General features: G+C 73.2%; 17 protein-coding genes and 1 pseudogene. 12 read left to right on the top strand and 6 right to left on the bottom strand.

The window, feature by feature from the left end:
* Positions 1 to 266: 266 nt before the first annotated feature.
* The 5 genes and pseudogenes from H305_RS0121760 to H305_RS54955 form a co-directional block, all read left to right on the top strand.
* Complete coding sequence (locus H305_RS0121760; protein WP_199791437.1) at positions 267 to 3,122, top strand: glycosyl hydrolase; 2,856 nt, start codon at positions 267 to 269, stop codon at positions 3,120 to 3,122.
* Between the two features lie 335 nt (positions 3,123 to 3,457).
* Positions 3,458 to 4,678 (top strand): PP2C family protein-serine/threonine phosphatase, encoded by a 1,221-nt coding sequence (locus H305_RS0121755; RefSeq protein ID WP_028802240.1) that lies wholly within the window; start codon positions 3,458 to 3,460, stop codon positions 4,676 to 4,678.
* Between the two features lie 53 nt (positions 4,679 to 4,731).
* Positions 4,732 to 6,501: a sensor histidine kinase gene (locus H305_RS46750; RefSeq protein ID WP_078629173.1), complete on the top strand. Its 1,770-nt coding sequence runs from the start codon at positions 4,732 to 4,734 to the stop codon at positions 6,499 to 6,501.
* Positions 6,498 to 6,947 (top strand): response regulator, encoded by a 450-nt coding sequence (locus H305_RS0121745; protein WP_028802239.1) that lies wholly within the window; start codon positions 6,498 to 6,500, stop codon positions 6,945 to 6,947. Before H305_RS46750 ends, H305_RS0121745 begins: the two co-directional genes overlap by 4 nt.
* A 23-nt stretch (positions 6,948 to 6,970) precedes the next feature.
* Positions 6,971 to 7,254: pseudogene (locus H305_RS54955) on the top strand (diaminopimelate decarboxylase); the annotation flags it as partial.
* 36 nt (positions 7,255 to 7,290) lie between these two features.
* On the opposite strand, the gene H305_RS46745 reads toward H305_RS54955, so the two are convergent.
* Both H305_RS46745 and H305_RS0121735 read right to left on the bottom strand, forming a co-directional pair.
* The gene (locus H305_RS46745) at positions 7,291 to 9,555 is read right to left on the bottom strand and encodes an MMPL family transporter (protein WP_063611353.1); all 2,265 of its coding nucleotides are present in this window, start codon (positions 9,553 to 9,555) and stop codon (positions 7,291 to 7,293) included.
* A gap of 261 nt (positions 9,556 to 9,816) precedes the next feature.
* Complete coding sequence (locus H305_RS0121735) at positions 9,817 to 10,581, bottom strand: DUF2993 domain-containing protein (RefSeq protein ID WP_078629172.1); 765 nt, start codon at positions 10,579 to 10,581, stop codon at positions 9,817 to 9,819.
* A gap of 86 nt (positions 10,582 to 10,667) precedes the next feature.
* On the opposite strand from H305_RS0121735, the gene H305_RS49485 reads away from it, so the two are divergent.
* Complete coding sequence (locus H305_RS49485; RefSeq protein ID WP_051370821.1) at positions 10,668 to 11,303, top strand: TetR family transcriptional regulator; 636 nt, start codon at positions 10,668 to 10,670, stop codon at positions 11,301 to 11,303.
* 93 nt (positions 11,304 to 11,396) lie between these two features.
* Here H305_RS49485 and H305_RS46735 read toward each other — a convergent pair whose 3' ends face one another.
* Positions 11,397 to 12,356: a hypothetical protein gene (locus tag H305_RS46735; RefSeq protein ID WP_051370819.1), complete on the bottom strand. Its 960-nt coding sequence runs from the start codon at positions 12,354 to 12,356 to the stop codon at positions 11,397 to 11,399.
* Positions 12,357 to 12,815: 459 nt separating this feature from the next.
* Here H305_RS46735 and H305_RS0121720 point away from each other — a divergent pair, with 459 nt between their 5' ends.
* Together H305_RS0121720 and H305_RS46730 are read left to right on the top strand one after the other, a co-directional pair.
* Positions 12,816 to 13,355, top strand: coding sequence for a DUF7144 family membrane protein (locus tag H305_RS0121720; RefSeq protein ID WP_028802237.1), 540 nt, complete (start codon positions 12,816 to 12,818; stop codon positions 13,353 to 13,355).
* Positions 13,356 to 13,425: 70 nt separating this feature from the next.
* Positions 13,426 to 14,742 (top strand): hypothetical protein, encoded by a 1,317-nt coding sequence (locus tag H305_RS46730; RefSeq protein ID WP_051370817.1) that lies wholly within the window; start codon positions 13,426 to 13,428, stop codon positions 14,740 to 14,742.
* A gap of 404 nt (positions 14,743 to 15,146) precedes the next feature.
* Here the strand turns inward: H305_RS46730 and H305_RS0121710 are convergent, their stop codons facing one another.
* Both H305_RS0121710 and H305_RS0121705 read right to left on the bottom strand, forming a co-directional pair.
* Positions 15,147 to 15,914, bottom strand: coding sequence for an SDR family NAD(P)-dependent oxidoreductase (locus tag H305_RS0121710; RefSeq protein ID WP_028802236.1), 768 nt, complete (start codon positions 15,912 to 15,914; stop codon positions 15,147 to 15,149).
* Between the two features lie 487 nt (positions 15,915 to 16,401).
* Complete coding sequence (locus H305_RS0121705; RefSeq protein ID WP_028802235.1) at positions 16,402 to 16,821, bottom strand: TOBE domain-containing protein; 420 nt, start codon at positions 16,819 to 16,821, stop codon at positions 16,402 to 16,404.
* A 175-nt stretch (positions 16,822 to 16,996) separates the two neighbouring features.
* On the opposite strand from H305_RS0121705, the gene H305_RS0121700 reads away from it, so the two are divergent.
* From H305_RS0121700 to H305_RS0121685, 4 genes are all read left to right on the top strand, one after another.
* The gene (locus H305_RS0121700) at positions 16,997 to 17,386 is read left to right on the top strand and encodes a cell division protein SepF (protein WP_028802234.1); all 390 of its coding nucleotides are present in this window, start codon (positions 16,997 to 16,999) and stop codon (positions 17,384 to 17,386) included.
* 414 nt (positions 17,387 to 17,800) lie between these two features.
* Entirely contained in the window at positions 17,801 to 18,958 is a 1,158-nt protein-coding gene (locus H305_RS0121695; RefSeq protein ID WP_028802233.1) for a biotin transporter BioY, read from the top strand.
* Between the two features lie 34 nt (positions 18,959 to 18,992).
* Positions 18,993 to 19,328 carry a nucleotide pyrophosphohydrolase gene (locus H305_RS0121690; protein ID WP_028802232.1) on the top strand — a complete coding sequence of 112 codons (336 nt, stop codon included), beginning with the start codon at positions 18,993 to 18,995 and terminating at the stop codon, positions 19,326 to 19,328.
* A gap of 183 nt (positions 19,329 to 19,511) precedes the next feature.
* Positions 19,512 to 19,991, top strand: coding sequence for a DUF6099 family protein (locus H305_RS0121685; protein ID WP_028802231.1), 480 nt, complete (start codon positions 19,512 to 19,514; stop codon positions 19,989 to 19,991).
* A gap of 54 nt (positions 19,992 to 20,045) precedes the next feature.
* Here the strand turns inward: H305_RS0121685 and H305_RS54060 are convergent, their stop codons facing one another.
* Entirely contained in the window at positions 20,046 to 20,210 is a 165-nt protein-coding gene (locus tag H305_RS54060) for a hypothetical protein (protein WP_199791436.1), read from the bottom strand.
* Between the last annotated feature and the right edge of the window lie 163 nt (positions 20,211 to 20,373).

Below are 20,373 nucleotides of genomic sequence, written 5' to 3'. Positions count from 1 at the left end.
GAACGATCACTGCAATACGTATTGACGGCTCAGTAGGGTGGTTCTAGCCTTCCTTGCTTGAGAGCGCTCTCAAGACGCAACAATCACGGGTTACCGGTCGCTGTGACCTGAGATGTGAAAGTCGAGCCGCACATTCCCCCACGCGATTCGCCGAACCCGCCGGTGCGGTCGGTCGCTGCCTTCTCCTCCCGCCGAAAGGTGACCCCATGTCAAGAGACAGTGCTCAGCCGTTAGCAGCGGCGCCGCGGTGCGCGCCCTGGCGACGGATGGCGGTGTTCGTGGCCGTCGCGGCCCTCCTCGGCGCGGTCCTCACCGTGCTCAACTCCGGCGCGGCCGGCGCCGACACCGTGGGTGCGGGCAGTTACACCACCACGGCGCCCGGCCCGCTGCCCTCCGGATGCGCGGACCTGTCCACCAACCCGCGCCACTGGGTGACGGCCGACGCTCCCTCGGGCGCGGTCCCCACCAACGACTGGTGGTCGTCGATCCTGTGGAAGCGCACCAACTGCGCGTTCGGCGAGCCGCTGTTTGCGCAACCCCTCGGATTCCGCGCCCAGTCGGGCGGACTGGGTGTCTCCTACAGCACGAAGCCGACCATCTCGGGCAGCGGCAAGGGCGTGGGCGAGTACCACTTCGACTACCAGGAGGACTTCATCGCCGGTGTCTCCGGCCTTGCTGCACCCGAAGTGAAGGTCGACGACTGGAGCGACTGGACTGTCAGCCCCTCCCTCAGCGACGGCACGCACACCCTGCGCGCGACCATCGGCTCGGGCCTTCCCTTCGCCTACTTCCGTGCCACGGGCGGTGACGCGCGCATCAAGGCCGCCCCCGACGCGACGGTGGACGTCTGGTCCCACTCCGGCCCGGTGATCGGCTACACGGTCCACGGCCACGACTACGTCGCCTTCGCCCCCGACGGCGCCACCTGGTCGGTCAGCGGGTCCACCCTCACGTCCTCGCTCGCGGGCAAGGACTACTTCTCGGTCGCCGTGCTGCCGACCACACCGTCCACCTCGACCGACGACCGGGCCACGCTCGCGACCGAGTACGCCAAGTACGCCTATGACCACGTCACCGGTACGGCCGTGTCCTACCGGTACGACGAGGCGGACAGCACCGTCACCACCACGTACCGCCTCACCACCACCGCCCTGGAAGGGTCGGCCACCGGCACGGTCGCGGCCCTGCTGCCGCACCAGTGGCGCCACCTGGCCGACGGCAGCCCGCTGCCGCAGACGTACACCTCCTCCCGTGGCCCGCTGAAGGTGCTCACCGGTATCACGTCCTTCTCGACGTCGATGGTCTTCCACGGCGTGCTGCCCGAGATACCGGGGGTCGCCGACAGTTCCGGCGCCGACGCGGCGACGCTGCAGAACTACCTCGACGCCGAGAAGGCCGATCCGACGCGCCAGCAGAGCGACGACACGTACTGGACCGGCAAGGGCCTGGGGCGCGCCGCACGACTGGCGGAGATCGCCGACCAGACCGGTGACACCGCCGTCCGTGACGCCGCGCTGTCCGCGATCAAGTCCAAGCTCACGGACTGGTTCACCGCCTCGCCGGGCAAGACGGGCCACCAGTTCTACTACGACGGCAAGTGGGGCACCCTGATCGGATATCCCGCCTCCTACGGGTCCGACCAGGAGTTGAACGACCACCACTTCCACTACGGCTACTACATCGCCGCGGCCGCGACCCTCGCCAGGTTCGACCCCACCTGGGCCGACGCCGACCATTACGGCGGCATGGTGGACCTGCTCATCCGGGATGCCAACAACTACGACCGCACCGACAGGCGCTTCCCCTACCTGCGGGACTTCGACATCTACGCCGGCCACGACTGGGCCTCCGGCCACGGCTCGTTCGCCGCGGGCAACAACCAGGAATCGTCCTCCGAGGGGATGAACTTCGACAACGCGCTCATCCAGTGGGGCACCGTCACCGGGAACAAGGCCGTCCGGGACGCGGGCATCTACATGTACACCACTCAGGCCGCCGCCATCGAGGACTACTGGTTCGACACCCATCACCAGGTCTACCCGGACGACTTCGCGCACAAGGAGGTCGGCATGGTCTGGAGCAACGGAGGCGCCTATTCCACCTGGTTCTCCAGCGCCCCCGAACAGATCCAGGGCATCAACCTGCTGCCGGTGACCGGCGGACACCTCTACCTCGGTGACAACCCGGCCTACGTGAAGGCCAATTACCAGGAGATGCTCGACCAGGCCGGCAAGACCCAGCCCGGCATCTGGCCCGACATCTGGTACGAATACCTGGCCCTCGGCGACGGCGAAGCAGCCCTGACCGCCTTCCGCGCCAACAGCTCGTTCACCTCCGAGGAAGGCGAAAGCAAGGCCCACACCTTCCACTGGATCCGCAACCTCGCCGCCCTCGGCACCGTGGACACCACCGTCACCGCCGACAGCCCGCTGGCCGCGGTCTTCACCAAGAACGGCGAACGCACCTACGTCGCGGCCGACATCACCGCCACCGACACCACCGTGCACTTCTCCGACGGAACCGCCGTGCGGGTGCCCGCCGGGAAGACGGTCACCGCGGGCGCCCACACCTGGAGCGGCGGCAGCGCGCCCGGCGGCACAGGACCCACCCCCACCCCCACCCCGACACCCACGCCGCCCGGCGGCACGGGTTCGTCGCCCACGCTGTTCCTGAGTGGTGACGGGACGCTGGCGGGCACTGCCGGGGCTGCCGCGAATGTGACGGTGCCTTCGGCCGACGGCACGAATCACGACGGCAGCCCGTACAAGCCGCTGACGTTCACCGTCTCCGGGCTCGACCTGAAGTACGGCGCAGGGGCCACCCAGTTCGATCTGGCCGTCGACGCCGGGCAGGCCATCGGCAACGGAGTCCAGACACAGCTGTCGTACGACTGCACCGGCGACGGCACCTGGAACCGCGTCGAGAACTACCGGTACTTCGCCACCGATCCGCTCCCCGGCTGGGAGCACTACACCGACAGAGCCGGACTGGCCTCCGCGACCGGCACCCCCTGCGACCTGAAGAACGGAACCGTACAGCTCAAGGTCTGGAACGCCCTGGGCAACGCCCCCAGCACGCTGGGCACCGGGGACCTGTCGACCGTTCTGCTCCCCTACACCTGACCGACGACGTCGGCGCCATCAGGCGGCCACCTGCGCACCGCGAGGCCGGCCGGCCGTCTCATCGACGTCGACCCCGCCCGTGAGACCGCGCCGCGGCGCGGTCTCACGGCGCCCGTCCACGACCGGGTACGGGCGGCTTCCCGGGTGATTCCGCGGCTGACGGGGCGTCGGCCCGGACCTCCGGAGTCGTGGGGCGCGCTCGTCCCGGGTGACGCGGAGCCGGACACCCGGGCCGTCGTCCCCGCCCGCCCCCCTGCGCCCCTCTCGCGCGCGTGAGTATGCTCGCGGAGTTGTCCGTCCGAACGTGGGCGGAAGGTGGCGGGTGGGGGGCTTTCATGAAGATGTCGCAGCCCGGGGCTGCCGGCGTGGTTTCGCCCGCGCTCGATCGTGCCGCGGCATGGGGGGACAAGGAGCCGTCGGTCCTGTTGGTCGAGGACGACCCCGGCGACGCCCTGCTCGTCGAGGAACTCGTGGCCGACAGCGCGCTCAAGATGCGTCTGCGGTGGGTGCGTTCGATGGCCGAGGCATGCGACGTGCTCGCGACCGAGCTGCCGGACTGCGTCCTGCTGGACCTGCATCTCCCGGACGCCCAGGGCCTGGAGGCGGTGTCCCGGGTGCGCGAGCGTGCGGAACGGGTCGCCGTCGTGGTGCTGACCGGCCTCGCCGAGGAGGGCACCGGACTTGCCGCGGTGGCGGCGGGCGCCCAGGACTACCTGGTCAAGGGCCGCGTCGAGCCGGAGCTGTTCGGGCGGGCCGTCCGCTACGCGATCCAGCGCAAGCACGGCGAGCGGGACGCGGTGGCGTTGCAGGCGAGCCAGATGCAGGCCCGGGAGAACGCCCGGCTGGAGCGGGGACTGCTGCCGCGGCCGCTGCTGCGCGGCGACGGCGTCGAAGTCGTCACCCGCTACCGCCCCGGCCGCGCGCACGCGCTGCTCGGCGGCGACTTCTACGACATCGTGCAGGGCGCCGACGGCACCGTGCACGCGATGATCGGAGACGTCTCCGGCCACGGCCCCGACGAGGCGGCCCTGGGGGTGGCCCTGCGCATCGCGTGGCGCACCCTGGTGCTCAGCGGCGTCACCGGCGCCGACCAGGTGGCCCGGCTGGAGGAGATCCTGATGGCCGAGCGGGCCAAGGCGGGCGTCTTCGCCACCTTGGTCATCCTCACCGCCACCCCCGGCGAGCGCCGGGTCCGGATGGTACGGGCGGGACACCCGGGTGCGCTGCTGTGCGCGGGCGGCGCCGTCGAGTGGGTGGAGGTCCTGGGCGGGCCGGCGCTGGGCATCGTGCCCGGCGGGGCGCGCTGGCGGGTGGAGCAGCTCTCGGTGCCCGAGGGTGCCGCGCTCGTGCTGTTCACCGACGGGCTGTTCGAGGGGCGCGTCGGCCGGGGCACGGAACGGCTGGGGGAGGAGGGGCTGCTGGACGTCGCACGCGAGCTGGTCCCCCTGGCCCCGGCCGCGTTCGTCGACGGGCTCATCGAACGGGCCGAGGGCCTGGCCGAGGGGCAGGGCGGGCTGGACGACGACGTCGCCGTGCTCTGGCTGCGCTGGGACTGAGGCCGGTGACGAGCGTGAGAGGGAACAGCGAGTCCGAGGACGGGATACACACGATGACCGCCGAGCCGTGGGCCGGACGCCGGCTGACCGTGCAGGGCTGGTTCCGGCTGGTGCTGGCGCTGATGGCGTTGCTCGTGGTCGTGGGGACGGCGGTGGGCGCCGCGATGCTTCAGCGGACGGCGTCGGTCACCGACGAGATGCTCCAGCACGTCGCGCCGGCCCAGACGGAGGCGTACCGGCTCCAGTCCGCCCTGTTCAATCAGGAGACGGGCGTGCGCGGTTACGCCATCGCGGCCGACCGGCAGTTCCTGGCCCCGTACACCCAGGGACAGAAGGACGAGCGGCGCGCGGCCGCCCGGATCCGTGAGCTCATCGGTGACCGTTCCGACCTCCTCGCGAACCTGGAGGCGGTCGAGCGGCGGGCGGCGGACTGGCGGCGCGCCTACGCCGACCCCCTGGTGGCCGGTGTGACGCAGGGTGAACCGCGCACGATCGACGGGGCGACCGCGAAGCGCGGCAAGAAGGACTTCGACCGCATCCGTTCGGTGCTGGCCGCGCAGAACACCGCTCTCAAGACGGCGGTCCAGGACGGCAAGCACCGGCTGGATCACGCCCGGAAGGTGCGCGACGCCGTGCTGATCGGCATGGTCGTGGCGTTCCTGCTGACCGGCGTGGCGCTGACGGTCCTCGTACGCCTGCTCGTGGCGCGTCCGCTGGAGGACCTGCGCGCCGCCACCCGCCGGGTGGCGCGGGGCGAGTTCGGGCATGTCATCACCGGCGGCGGTCCGGTGGACGTCACCGCGGTCGCGCGGGACGTGGAGGACATGCGGCAGCGGATCGTCTTCGCGCTCGACGCCTCCCGCGAGCAGCAGGACGCCCTGGCCCGGCAGGCCGCCGACCTGGACGCCCAGGCCGTGGAGCTGCGCCGCTCCAACGCCGAGCTGGAGCAGTTCGCCTACGTGGCCTCGCACGATCTCCAGGAGCCGCTGCGCAAGGTGGCCTCCTTCTGCCAGCTGCTGGAGAAGCGGTACGGCGACCAGTTGGACGACCGCGCCCGGCAGTACATCGACTTCGCGGTCGACGGCGCCAAGCGGATGCAGGTCCTCATCAACGACCTGCTCACCTTCTCCCGCGTGGGCCGTGTCAACGACGCCCGTCTGCCCGCCGATCTGGACCAGCTGCTCTCCAAGGCACTGACCAACCTGGACAGCGTCGTCGCCGACACCGGCGCGGTCGTCGACCGGCCGGACGAACTGCCCCGGATCATCGGGGATCCGACGCTGCTGACCATGCTCTGGCAGAACCTCGTCGGCAACGCCGTCAAGTTCCGTCACCCCGACCGCTCGCCGCACATCCGCATCACCTGTGAGCGCGATCCGGAGGACTCCGACGCCTGGCGGCTGTCCGTGAGCGACAACGGCATCGGCATACCCGAGGAGTTCGCGGAGAAGGTCTTCGTCATCTTCCAGCGGCTGCACGGCCGTGACGCCTACGGGGGCACGGGCATAGGCCTGGCGCTCTGCAAGAAGATCGTCGAGTACCACGGCGGCCGCATCTGGCTGGACACCGCGTACACCGAGGGCGCCCGCCTCTGCTTCACCTTCCCGTCCGTCGCCGAGACCGCGGAGGGCGACCGGGCCGACGCGGCGGAGGGCGCCGGCACCGGCGAGGCGGACGCCACGCGCATCGACACGGGCGAGGGCACGAGCGCCGACAGCGGCGAGGACACGCGCACCGAGACGACGGACGGCACGCGCACCGACGCGGACGACCGTACCGACACCGACGGCACGGCCGGCACCGAGGAGAAGAGCCTGACATGACCACCCCCGCAGCCACCCCCATCGACGTCCTGCTCGTCGAGGACGACCCGGGCGACGAACTGATGACCCGGGAGGCGTTCGAGGACAACAAGATCGGCAACACCCTGCACGTGGTGCGGGACGGCGAGGAGGCGCTCGACTTCCTCTACCGGCGTGGGGCGCACGCCGACGTGCCGCAGCCCGATCTGATCCTGCTCGACCTCAACCTGCCCAAGTACGACGGCCGGCAGGTCCTGGAGAAGATCAAGTCCGATCCGGCGCTGTCGCACATCCCGGTCGTGGTGCTCACCACCTCCGCGGCCGAGGAGGACATCCTGCGCAGCTACAAGCTCCACGCCAACGCCTACGTCACCAAGCCGGTCGACCTGGACCAGTTCATCGCCGCCGTCCGCCAGATCGACGACTTCTTCGTCCAGGTGGTGCGCCTGCCCCGCCAGTCCGGCTGACCCGCGCGGGGCAGTGCGCGGAGCTGATGCCCCGGCTGCGCGGGCAGCACGGACTCGTCCTGCCCGAACTCGACCTGGGCGGCGGGCACGGCATCGCCCACCGCTCCGAACCGGCCCTCGACCTCACGGCGCCGACGCGGCAGGTGCGCGCCGAACTGACCCCGTCGCGGGCGCCTACCACCTGTCCATGGCCTCCGGGTACAACATGGTCGGCCGTCCGTTCGTCGCCGCCGTGCACGCGGGCCATGCCCGACTCCTCGTACGCCGCGAGTCCCTGGACGACATCCGCAGCCGCGACGTCGGGCTCCAGGGGCCGCTGCCGGGAGCCCGTCCGCTGACGCCCCTAGCCGCCGTGCACACCCGGCGGCAGGGTGCGTTCGTCCGGGGCGCCGGCCGGGACCTCCTCCCGGGCCGTGCCGGCGTCGGGAGTCCCCGCGCCCGCCGTGCGCAGGCGCTCGCCCTCGATGTCCACCTCCGGCAGCAGCCGCGCCAGCCACGTCGGCAGCCACCAGGCGGCCCGGCCGACGAGGGCGAGAACGGCGGGTACGAGGGTCATGCGGACGACGAACGCGTCGACGAGGACACCGAAGGCCAGCGCGAACGCGATGGGCTTCAGCATGCTGCTGCTCCCCGGCACGAAGCTCGCGAAGACCGCGAACATGATCAGGGCGGCGCCGGTGACCACCCGCGAGGCGTGCCGCGAGCCGGCCAGGATCGCGTCCCGGGGCCCGGCCCCGTGCACGTAGGCCTCACGCATCCGGCTGACCATGAACACCTCGTAGTCCATGGCGAGTCCGAACAGCACCGCCATCACCAGGATCGGCAGGATGCTCACCACCGGCCCGGTCCGCGCCACGCCCAGCATGTCGGCGAGAAGGCCCCGTTGGAAGACGGCGACGACCGCTCCGAACGTGGCGGCCACGGAGAGCAGGAAGCCGAGACCCGCCTTGAGCGGGACGACCAGGGAGCGGAACAGCAGCAGCAAAAGCAGCAGTGAGAGGCCCACGACGACCAGGGCGAAGGGCACCAGGGAGTCGGCGAGCCGGTCGGAGACGTCGATGCCGACCGCGGTGCTCCCGGTCACCCGCACCCGGGTGCCCGGCGCACGCTGCCAGTCGGCCGACCGGTCCCTGATGTGCTCGACGAGTTCCCTGGTCCGCTCGTCGGCGGGCCCGGTCCGCGGCACCACCTGGACGACCGCCGCGTCGCCGTGGTCGACGAGCTGGGGCGCGCCGACGGTGGCGACGCCGTCCATGGCCTCGAGGTCCTCGGCGAGCGCGGCCGTGGCCTGCCGGGGGTCCGCGGTGCGAGAGGTGTCGGCGAGGATCAGCAGCGGCCCGTTGAACCCGGGGCCGAACTCCTTCGAGACGATGTCGTACGTCCTGCGCTCGGTGCTGTCCGCCGGCGCCGATCCGTTGTCGAGCAGGGCGAGGTGCAGATCCCGCGCCGGGACGGCCACGGCGAGCAGTGCGAGGAGTACTGCGCTCAGGGTGAGCAGCGGGCGGCGGATCGCCAGCCGGCCCCACCGTTCGCCGAGGTTCGGCCGTCGGCTCCGCCCGTCGTCGTGGGCGGCGCGCTCACGCCGGGCGGTCCGCGAACCGGGCCGGGGCCGCAACCGGTCACCGGCGAAGCCCATCAGGGCGGGCAGCAGCGTGAGCGCGACGGCCACCGCGATCAGCACGGCCGCGGCACCGCTCAGGCCCATCACGGTCAGGAACGGGATGCGGACCACGGCCAGCCCGCACAGCGCGATGACCACCGTGAGCCCGGCGAAGACGACCGCGCCGCCCGCCGTGGCGGTCGCGGCGGCCGCGGACTCCTCGGCTTCCATGCCGGACGCCAGTTGGGAGCGGTGGCGGGACACGATGAACAGCGCGTAGTCGATGCCGACGGCGAGACCGAGCATCGACGCGAGCGAGGGCGCGGTGCCGGAGACGGTCAGGACGCCGGTCAGCGCCTGGAGGCCGAGCAGGGTGACGGCGACACCGGTCACCGCGGTCAGCAGCGGCATGCCGGCGGCGAACAGCGAGCCGAAGGTCACCGTCAGCACGACGAGCGCGAACAGCAGCCCCATCGCCTCCTTGGAGTGACCGGTGCTCTTGTCGCTGCCGTACGCGGACCCGCCGACGTCCACGGTGAGTCCGGCGTCCTCGGCCGGTCGGGTCGACCTCTCCAGAACGGTGAGGCTGTCCGCGGCCAGTTGGGCCTTCGTCACGTCGTAGCGCACCTGCCCGAGGGCGGTCGTGCGGTCGCGGGAGACGAGGCCCGCGGTCATCGGGTCGCTGACGTGGGTGACCTGGGGCGCCTTCCCGGCCTGTGCCATGGTCGCGCTGACGGCTCGCGCGTACGAGGGTTCGGTGATCTCGTGGCCCTCGGGGGCGACGAAGACGATCTGGGCGCTGGTGCCGGCCGCCGAGGGCAGTTCGGTCCTCAGGGCGTCCATCGCGGTCTGCGACTCGGAGCCCGGGATGGTGAAGTCGTCGTTCGTGGTACCGCCGAAGCCGGCCACGCAGGCGACGGCCGCCGCGAGCACGACGAGCCAGCCGGCCAGCACGGCACGGCGATGCCGGAAGGCGGCGCGGCCGAGCCGGTGAAGCAGGGAAGCCATGGGAGAACCACTCCTTTAAGGGGGGACTTGCGGGGATGAGCGGCACGGTCGGGGAGGGGTTTCTCGGGCGTCGGCCGGGGCCGGTGCGGTGGACGCGGCGGGGGCCGGTGCGGTCCCGCGCGTCCGGTGCCGGTGCCGGCGGCGGACATCGGGGAGGTGGGGACCGACGCGGTCCCGCGCCACCCGGGCCGGCGCAGATCGGGACGGATGCGGCGGGGGACGGTGGTGCGGTCCCGTGTGTCCCGTGCCGCGCCGGCGGGGTCAGAGGGCGAGGGCGGCGCGGCCACCGCGCAGGCTGAGACGCAGCCCGTCGTCGGTGACGGCGAGCTTCCGCGGCTTCATGTCCATGGGGAGACCGGTCAGTTCGACGGTGCGTCGCACCTTGCCGGTGATCTTCGCGGACAGCGCGTCGGGGAGGGGAGCGCCGTCGAACGTCGGCCGGGCGGGCGTGACGCGGACGGTCGTGCCGTCCAGCGACGGGGTGACGGGGACGGTGAGCGCGCCCGTGCGGCCGAGACGGACGAGGAGCCGTCCGGTTCCCGGGTCGGGGACGACCACCCCGTTCATCCGTCTCAGCTCGTCGCCGCCGAGCCGGTCGGCGCCGACGGTGACGTCCGCGGTGCTCGACCCGACGGTGACCCTCCCCGAGGCCCGCCGTACGTCCCGCAGATGGACGTCGACGCCGAGTCCGGTCATCCGCCGGGCGGTCACACCGTCGGCCGTGAGCTCGACGTCCGGGAACGCGCCCCGGGACAGCTGCATCAGCACGGGAGTGCCGCCCATGCCCACGTCGGGGACCGTGCCCAGCCGCTCGGCCGCCGCCGTCGCGAAACGGTCGCCGACCCGGTGCCGGACCACCGCCTCCGCCGTCACGGCGGCACCGCCGAGCGCGAGGGCCGTGAACACGGCGACCACGGTGCGGCGTCTCGTGACGGGGCGTCCCGTGGCGGGGTGTCCCGGGCCGCGACGCCCCCGGGTCCGGCGTGTCAGGGCGCGCAGGGGCAGCCGCCCACCAAAAAGTGTCATGACTGACACGATACACAAAGTGTCAGGGCTGACACTTTGCTGGACGGGGGCCCGTCGTCGCACCAGTGGCGTGACAGGATGACCAGGTGAACGACTGGGGCGAGCGCGAACCGGGGCTGCGGGACCGGAAGAAGGCCGCGACGCGGCGGACCCTGCTCCAGACCGCGGCGCGCATGTTCGCCGAACGCGGCTACCAGGAGACGACCGTCAAGGACATCGCCGCGGCGGCCGGCGTCACTGAGCGCACCTTCTTCCGCTACTTCCCCTCCAAGGAGGACCTGGTCTTCGCCGAGGTCCTCGACCTCGTACCCCTGCTGCGACGGGAGATCCCGCGGCGCCCGGCCGGCGAACCCCCGCTCACCGCCGTCCTCAACGGCCTCGTCGAGGCAGCCGGCGCGCTCGACGAGGGCCTGGCCATCCTGTTCGTCGGCACACCGCCGCGCGCGCTGCCCACCGGCGCCCGGCGCACCCACGTCCTCACCGACTTCGAGGACGGCATCGCCGACGCGCTCGTCGCGCGTCTGGCCGAGCAGCACCCCGACGAGCCGGACGACCGGCGCGCGCGAAGGGCCGCGGTGCTGGCCCGCGTGTCGGTCGCCGTCATCCGCAGCGCCCTGCTCGCGCACGTGTCGAAGGACGCCGCGGGCCCCGAACGGCGTTCCGTCGACGACTTCGGCACCCTGCTGCGGGAGGCGTTCGACGCCGTACGTGAGGCCGTGTGACCCGGGCGCCGGACGCCGGCCGGTCCGGGCGCCCGCCGTCGCCGTACAGCCGCGCCGCAGGGGTGCCGGGCGGCGCGGAGGCCGAACTCGCCCTCACGCCCGTTCGCTGCGCCTGCGGTGGCGCAGCCACAGCCACAGACCGCCGGCCAGGAGCGACGCGACCGCCAGGGCGATCGCCAGCACCGGCCATCTGCTCCCGGCGATGCGCAGGTCCGCCACGACGGCCAGGGCGACCAGGGCGAGCGGCACGAGCAGCGAGACGCACGCGCGCAGCCCCGCGGACAGCACCTCGGGCTCGATACGGGCGATCCGGCGGCGTGGGGCGGGTGTGCTGACCGCGCCGTACTGGGCGAGGGCCCGTTCCGTCAGACGGTTGTCGGAACGCCGGTAGACGTACGCCAGGTAGGGGAGCCAGACGAGCGGCGCCACCAGGCCCACCAGGAAGACCGCGACGACCAGCGTCCACCGGCCCGTCCGGACGGCGATCCTGCGCACCCGCCGCCGGCCCGCGGTGTCGTCGCCGGTCGTGACCAGACCCAGCAGACAGGCCATCCGTACGGTGAGCCGCCACATGGCCGGCCAGCGCTTCAGGTGGGGGAGGGGTTCGGCGCGGGCGATCCCCGCGAGTGCCTCCTGCGCCCGCGGGGCGTCCTCGTACACGCCCTGAAGGGCGAGGAGTTCGGCCACGCGGGCGCTCGTCGTGGGGTCGTGACCGTCGAGCGCGGCCAGCTCCAGAACCGTGCGCCCCTGTCGCAGCAGCGCCGCGCAGAACGCGAAGGGCACCAGCACGAGGAACGGGCCGCCCACCATCGCTCCCTCCGCGACGACCGCGCGATGGCCCCGGGTGATCACCTGGGCCCGCAGTTCCGGGGTGCTCGCCCCGGGGCGGTCGTGGCGCAGCCGGGCCACGGAGTCGGCGGCCGCGTGCCCGTGCCGCGCGACCGCGAAGGCCGCCAGGATCTCCGGCAGCCGGCCCGGGTCGCCGAGCGCCGATGCCAGTAGCGACCGTTCGGGCGAGGGCCCGGCGGGCCGGCGGGGCGCGGCGCGGCTCATGGGGCACCACACCGCCGCGGGGCCCGCCCGGTCCGGCGTGAGCGGTTGGGCGTGCGAGGCGTGCGATGCGTCGGCCCCGGGGCGGAGCGTCGTCGGCCGGGTGACCGCCGCGGCACGGCGCCCGCGTGTGCGCGCCCGGTCCGCGTGTCCCGGAGGCGACGGGGCGCACGGCTGCCGCGGAAAGGAAGAGACGGGTGCGCCATATTTCGTATCTAGCACGAAACACCCGCCCCGGAGTCCCGTACCGGCTCCGGTACGGGCCAGGCGACGCGGTCCGCCGCGCGGGCCGGGCCCGCCGCCGCGCACGGGCCCCACCGACGCCGGCGCGGTCGTCACCCGAACGGCCGAACCCGTGTGGCGGAGCGACGGGCCGGGACCGAGGCTCGAACTCGACTCGGTGCTCGCCGCACGGGCGGGCCCGGCCGGCACCGCACGCCGACACCACACAAGGGGTCGCACATGAGCCAGGACGCCTCGCAGCCGTCGGACACGTCGCACGCCACCGGCGCCGCAGCCCCCTCCACCGGTTCCGCCGGGGGCGGCGAAGCGCCCCTCTGGGGAGACCAGGGACAGCCGGCGCCGGGCGCGGGGGGTACGGGGGCCTCGCACCGGACCCGCAACGCCTGGGCGGCCGGGGGCACCGTCTTCGCGGGTGTCCTCCTGTTCGTCAACGGCGTTCTCCACGTCCTCCAGGGCATCTCCGCCATCGTCGAGGACACCGTGTACACGCGCGTGAACGGTTACGTGTACCGGATCAACCTCACCGGCTGGGGCTGGATCCTGGTGGTCCTCGGCGCCATCGCGATCGTCGTCGGCTGGGGCATCCTCAAGGACGCCGACTGGGCACGCCTCACCGGCATCCTGCTGGCCTCGCTGAGCATCATCTTCCAGTTCATGTTCCTGCCGTACGCGCCGCTGTGGTCCCTCGTCGTGATCGCCATCGACTGCTTCGTGATCTGGGCCCTCGCCGTCCACAAGCGCGGCCCCACGACGGGCTGACAGGCGGCCCGCGGCGGGCCGGACGGACGGCTTCGCCCCACCGGCCCCCGACCCCACGCAAGGAGCATCCATGGCCAGTCCCGACGACCGCGGGGCCGGACGCACGACGGGCGCGGCCGGCGGTTCGGAACTCGCCGACCTGCGGGCCAGGGTCGCGGAGCTGGAGCGCAAGGGCGGCCCCACCACCTCCCGGCACCGGCTGCGCTCGCTCGTCGCCGGTCTGCTGATCCTCCTCACTTTCGTGCTCACGCCGCTCAGCGCGGTGGCCGCCTGGGCCAGGAGCGAGGTCGCCGACACCGACCGGTACGTGGCGACCGTGAAGCCCCTCGCCTCCGACCCGGACGTCCAGGCCGCCGTCGCCGACCGGGTGACCGAAGCGGTGATGCAGCACATCGACCTCCAGACACTCCTCGAATCCGTCGCGCCCGAGGACCGGCCGCGGCTGAGCGCCGCCCTGGAGAAACTGAGCGGCCCGCTCACCTCCGGGCTCACCGGCTTCGTGCACAGCACCGCCGAGAAGTTCGTCGACAGCGACGCCTTCGCCACCTTGTGGACGGACCTGAACAGAAGGGCTCACGCCGCCGTCGACAAGGCGCTGACCGGCAGCGGCGGCGGCGCGGTGAAACTCACCGACGACTCCGTGGTCATCGACCTCGCGCCCGTCATCGACCAGGTGAAACAGGCGCTCGTCGACAAGGGCCTGACGGTGGCGTCGAAGATCCCCGAGGTGCACACCGATTTCACGGTCCTGACCTCCGACTCCGTCGGCAAGGCCCAGAAGGGCTACCGGCTGCTGCAACTCGCCGGGTTCTGGCTGCCGGTGCTGACGCTGGTCCTCGCGGCGGCGGCCGTGCTGACCGCCGTGCGCAGACGCCGGGCCCTCGTCGCGGTCGCCATCGCCGTCGCGCTCGGCGCCGCCGTCCTCGGAGTGGGCCTCTGGATCGGCCGCGCGCTCTATCTCGACGAACTGCCGGCGAAGGTCTCGCAGCCCGCCGCGGGGGCGGTCTACGACGCGCTGGTCCGCTACCTGCGGACCACGGTCCGCATGCTGATCACCCTCGGCGTCGTCGTGGCGCTCGCGGCCTGGCTGACCGGGACCGGCCGGGCCGCCTCCCGGGTGCGGTCCGCCTGGACCGCCGGCATCGGTGCCGTGCGCGAGGCCACGGGCTTCGAGGCGGGATCCGTCGGCACCCGAGTGCACCGGTCGAAGCGCTGGCTGAACTGGACCGTGGTCGCCGTCGCGGCCGCCACACTGCTCGCCTGGAACTACCCCACCGCCGCCGTGACGCTCTGGATCGCGCTCGGCGCCCTGCTGGCCCTGGCCCTGGTCGAGTTCCTCGACGATCCGCCCGAGTCGGGCGGCCTGGAGCTCGCCGGTTCCGGCTGACCGGGCGTCTGGAGCTCGCCGGTTGCGGCTGACGGGGGGTCTGGAGCTCGCCGGTTCAGGCAGACAGGCGGCGGGGGCCGTGACATGGTCCCGCGTCCCGCCGTGCCATGGTCGAGTCCCGCCGTGACACGGTCCCGCGCCCGTCGCGACGGGGTCGTGTCCCGCTGACGCACGGTCCCGCGTCCCGCATCCCGCTGTGACACGGTCCCGCGTCCCGCGCGCGAGGGGAACCTCGTCACGGCGGCGCGTGGCGCGCTCCTCCGCGCCGCGGTCGAGGTACCGCGTCGGAGGTCACCGCGGTCGAGGTCACCGCGTCCGTGGCCCGGCGGCGCGGGCTGCCCCGTCGCGGGCCGCCGTGGTGGTTTCCCCGACGCGCCACCTGGCCCGCGGGGGAGCGGCGACCGCTAGACGCTGTAGCCGCCGTCGACTCCCAGTGCCTGTCCGGTGATGAATCCCGCTCGGTCGGAGGCGAGGAACGCGACCGCCTCGGCGATGTCCGTCGCGGCGCCGAAGCGGCGCAGCGGGATGTTCCGCCGGGTGATCTCCAGCGCGGCTTCGTCGAGCTCGCCGGAGCCGATCAGCCGCGCCGCGTTGCCGTCGGTCAGCATGCCGGGGCCGACGCAGTTCACGCGGACGCCGTACCGCCCCTCCTCGGCGGCCAGCGCCCGGGCCACCGCCTCGACCGCCCCCTTCGTGCCGGACGACAACCCGTCGCGGACGGGGAACCGCCGGGTGGCCACGGTGGTGACCGCGACGATGCTGCCCCGGCTCTCCCGCAGCAGCGGCAGCGCGGGATGCACGAGATTGAAGAACGCCCCCGCGTCCGCGTCGAGTTGGGCGCGGTACTGGCTGGGCGTGACCTTGCTCAGATGCACCATGGGCACGTGCGGACCCGCCGCGTACACGAGGGTGTGCAGCCCCCCGGAGGCGGCGGCCTCCGCCACGGCCTGCGCCGTGGCCGCCTCGTCGCTCAGGTCGACGCGCAGTGCCAGCGCGCGGCGCCCCGGCCGGCCCACCTCCTCGGCGAGCGCGTCGGCCGCCGTCCGTCGGCCGCGGTACGTGAACGCCACGTCGCTGCCCCGCCCGGCCAGCGTCCGTACGACCGCCGCGCCGATGCCGCCCGTACCGCCCGCGACGAACGCGACGCCCGGCCGCTCCGAGAAGTCCTCCACACTCACGCCCCACGACCTCCGCGCACTCGGCGACGACCATCACGACCAAGCCCGTCCGGCAGCGGCCGCGTGCCGCGCGCATGCAAGGGCCCCCGGGCGAACGGGAGTTCCAGCATGCACCTTCGTGCGCCGCGGCGGGTCCGACTCCGGTGATCGGACATGCGGCGGGTGTCAGGGGCGAAGGTGCCGGAGGTCCGGCACATGGGCGTCGGTGCTCGGCAGGGTCATCGGCGCCGCGGAGACCGCCCGCACCCGTACCCGGACACCCTTGCGCGGCAGGACGAACCTCCCTTCGGGCGGCAGGAGTTCGTAGCGGGCCGTGTCATGGGCGCAGCGCGGCGGGAGCCGCCTCGGCGCCCCAGCAGCGGCTCATGCCCTGCCCCTCCGGCGGGGTGAAGTGGGGACGCAGGGCCGTGCCGCCCCCGTTGGCGACCCGGACGAGCGCGCCGGCCGCCCGGCCTGCGCCGACGCAACGGCGGCCCGGGCGTCAGGCGTTGGAGAGCGACACCTCGGTGGACTTGATGAGCGCCACGACGCGGGCGCCGGAGACCAGGCCGAGTTCGGTGACCGCGTCCCTGGTGATGGCCGAGGTCAGCTCGCCGCCCGCGACGTCGACCTTGACGCGTGCCATGGCCCCGCCGGTGGCGACGTCCGTGATCGTGCCGGGCAGCTGGTTGCGGATGCTCACCCCGTCGACCGGCCCGGTCGCCAGGGACACCTCCGTCGACTTGACGAGGGCGCGCACCGTGGAGCCGGCGGCCAGGCCCAGGTCCTCGACGGCTTCCAGGGTGACGGCCGCGACGATCTCCTGGCCGCCGTCGAGACGGACCTTCACCGTCGCCATCACCTCACCCGCGGTGACGGAGACGACGGTGCCGGGCAGCTGGTTGCGGATGCTCAGACTCATGGGGAGGCCTCGATCGCTCTACTGGACGCAGGTTTTGCTGGGTTATGTGCAGTTTGCCGCAGCGGATGGGCGTGCGACCGCGTCGCGGACCGTGTCGCTGTTGGGCCGAACGGGTGACCATGCGTAAGAATTGCCCGGTGCAGATACCGAGTGCGAGTCAGGACGGGGTGGACGAGTGAACAGCCACGACGTCACCGACGAACAGTGGGAGGGGCTCGCCCAGGTCGTTCCGCTGCGGGGCAGGGACGCATGGCCGTCGGCAGTCGGCCACCGGTCGATCCCCGACGCCCCGACCGAGGCCCGGCGCCGTTTCGTGGTGCTGCGGGTCAATGTCTTCGCGGACGCCCGCGAGGTCGCCGAGACGCTGATGGCGGGCATTCCGGTGCTCCTGGACCTGACCGGCGCGGAGACCGATGTCGCCAAGCGGGTGCTGGACTTCAGCACCGGTGTGGTCTTCGGGCTCGCGAGCAGCATGCACCGGGTCGACCGGAACGTGTTCCTGCTGACACCGCCGGGGACCGAGGTGCGCGGGCTGATGGAGGGGGCCGGGGTTCCCGGCGCCTGAAGGGGAATCGAGCGGGTCCGGTACGGGGTCACGGCGTGCGCGGGTTCCGGTGCGTAGTCCGGGGGTGCGCGGGGTTCGATTCGGGCCCCGTGACACCGGGGCTGAGCGGGGGTCGGACAGGGCCCTGAAGTCGGCCCGGTGCCGGAGTCGTCGGCCGCGGGCCGGACCGGGTCCGGAAGCCGCGCGGGCCGGGCGGGTGCCGGACCGGCCCGTCCCGCGGGGGCGGTGGGCAGGCCCGCCGAGTGGTGGGCGAGCCCGTCCCGCGGGAGTGGTGAGCGAGCCCGTCCCGCGGAGGCCGGGGTCCGGCCGGCGCGGATCGCGGTGCGCGCGCCAGGCTGCGACGCGCTCCCCCGATCGTGGGAAGGTCTCCGGGCCGGAACGGTTCGCCGCCCGGCGGAGGCCTACGGTCCGGATATGACCGTGTCATCCCCGGAGGCCGTCGTGACGGTGTGCACGCGCCCCGACCGCCCGGGCATCACCGAACTGCGGCTCGCCGCCTTCGCCGCCCACCGCGGTGTCCGGTTCCCGCTGGGACCGCTCACCCTCGTCACCGGTCCCAGCGGCAGCGGCAAGACCGTCGCCCTGCGGGCGTACGAGGCGTTGGCGGGGCTCGGCGGCGGCGCCGGACTGGCGGAGGTGTTCCCCGATCCGGTCAACTGCGTGCCCGAGACGGCCCGGCCGGACGCCCAGCGGCGACGCGGCTTCCGTATCGGCTGCACGGTGGACGGCCCCGAGGGCCCGGTGCGGCTCGACGTCGCCGTGCAGGCCGAGCCCGAACTGCGCATCGTGGGTGAGCGGTTGACGGCGGGCGGGCGGATCCTGCTGGAGACGGCCCTGCGCGACCCCGGCCGCCGGTCCGTCCAGGCGGCCTGGCACACGGGAGGGTCGTCCGCGGTGACCAGGGGCCCGCTCCCGGACGACCGCCTCGGCACCGCGCTGCTGCCGTTGCGCGTCGGGGGCCGCACGGACGGCGAACGCCAAGTCCTCGCCGCCGCCGAACAGGTGGTGCTCGCCCTGCGGTCCGTCTACGCCTGCGCCCCGAGCCCCCGTCGCATGCGCGCGCCCGCACCGGTCGGCGCGGGACGGCTCCTGGGAGGCTGCGACAACCTCGCCGAGGTGCTGTGGCGCACGCGTTCGGAGTGCGCCCACCGCTACGCGCACCTTGTGGCGGCGGCACGGGCCGGATGCGCGGGACCGGTCGCCGACGTGTCGGCCGAACCGCTCGGCGACGGCACCGTCCGCGGGCTCCTCGACCGCGGCGACGGCGTGCGCACACCGCTCGGGCTGCTCGGCGACGGCGAACTGCGCTACCTCGCGCTCGCCTTGGTTCTGCTCACCGGGCCCGGCGTGCTGGAGGTCGACCAGTCGGGCGAGGTCCCGCAGGCGCTCCAGTCGCTGACGGTCCTGGCCGACGGCTTCGACGACCGCCTGGACGCCCGGCAGACGCAGGAACTGGTGCGGCTGGCGGTGCGGATGTGCGAGCGCGGGCACATCCGACTGGTGGGCGCCGTGAGTGACGCCTCCTGGGCCCGCGGGCTGCCCGGCGTCTCGGTGGTAGACCTTCGGTCGTGACGAGAACGGACGCACCGAAGGTGGAACTCTGGCCGTGACGGACGACCTGAACGTGGCGAAGCTCCAGCGCAGACTGGCCGAGTTCGCGGCCGCCCGGAACTGGCAGCCGTACCACACCCCCAAGAACCTGGTGGCCGCACTGAGCGTGGAGGCCTCCGAACTGGTCGAGATCTTCCAGTGGCTGACCCCGGAGGAGTCGGCCCGGGTGATGGACGACGCGGACAGCGCGCACCGTGTCACCGACGAGGTCGCCGACGTCCTCGCGTATCTGCTCCAGCTGTGCGAGGTCCTCGGCATCGACCCGCTCGCCGCCCTCGACGCCAAGATCGACCGCAACGAGCGGAGGTTCCCGGCGCCGGGGAGCGGGTGAGGGGACCGGCCGACAAGCGACGTCGTCACTCTATGAAGTCATGGAGCCGGCTTCAATCAATTCCGTGTCCACAGATTTCGGGCTTCCTCTGGCTTTTCGTCCCACAGACCCTCACTCTGGGTAGTGAACAACGGAGTTCGGGCGGACGTGCGAAAAGCACGTCGGAACAGACGGGGGCAGCGCATGGACGCGGTGCGGCTCATCGTGACGAGCAGGCGTGCCCTGGCGGAGAGCGGCGACACCCCGGAGGTGATGACGGAGGCGTGGCAGGCACACGCCCTGGCTCAGGCGATAGGCAGCCGCTTCGCCGTGTCGGGGCCTCCGGAACTACGGGGCGAGGCCCTGGGGTTGACCGAACTGGCGGGCCGGGGCTGCGGGGTCCTCGGCGCGCCCGCCCTCGACCTCGGGGCACTGCGCGCCGCCCAGCTCTCCGAGCTGGGGGACGCCCGTGAGTCGCTGCTGTGCCTGGGGGCCCTCCTCGGCGAGGTCGGCATCGCCCTCGTCACCGTCGCCTGCGCGGCGGACGACGAGGGTACGTACTGGCAGTGCATGGAGGCCATCGACGCGGCCGACGAGTCGCGGGACCGCGTCCTGGAGATGCTGCGACGGCTGGCGGTCAGGGACCAGAAGGCGGTGGTGGAGCGGGACCGGGCCGCCGGGTAGGGGCTGCTCACGCCCCCCGCGGTGCGGCGGCGGGCGGGCGCCCCCGCGGGGGTGTCAGGCGCGATCCGGCCCGCCCACCGGCATGGGCTGCGCTCCCGAGAGGTCCGCGCCCAGCCGGGACAGGTCCGCGTTCAGCGCGGCCATCAGCTCTCCAACTGATGGAGCAGCCCCCTTCGGCTGGGCGGGCGCGCCCTGCCGCGGCACGGCTTGCTGGGACACGGCGGCCTCCTCGGCCCCCGAGCGGGAGGGCCTGCGACGAACGTGACGCCCCGGCTGCGGCCGGAGGCGGGGGGCGGCGGTCCGGCCCCGCCCGAGCCGACGATCACCGCCGCCCCTGGGTCACCGGCACGATCCGCCACCGCGCGCGGAGTTGACGGACACC

The sequence above is a fragment of the Streptomyces sp. 142MFCol3.1 genome (assembly GCF_000424945.1).
Taxonomy (GTDB): domain Bacteria; phylum Actinomycetota; class Actinomycetes; order Streptomycetales; family Streptomycetaceae; genus Streptomyces; species Streptomyces siamensis.
The sequence above is the reverse complement of the archived record's forward strand: the minus strand, read 5'-3'. Positions and strand labels throughout refer to the sequence as shown.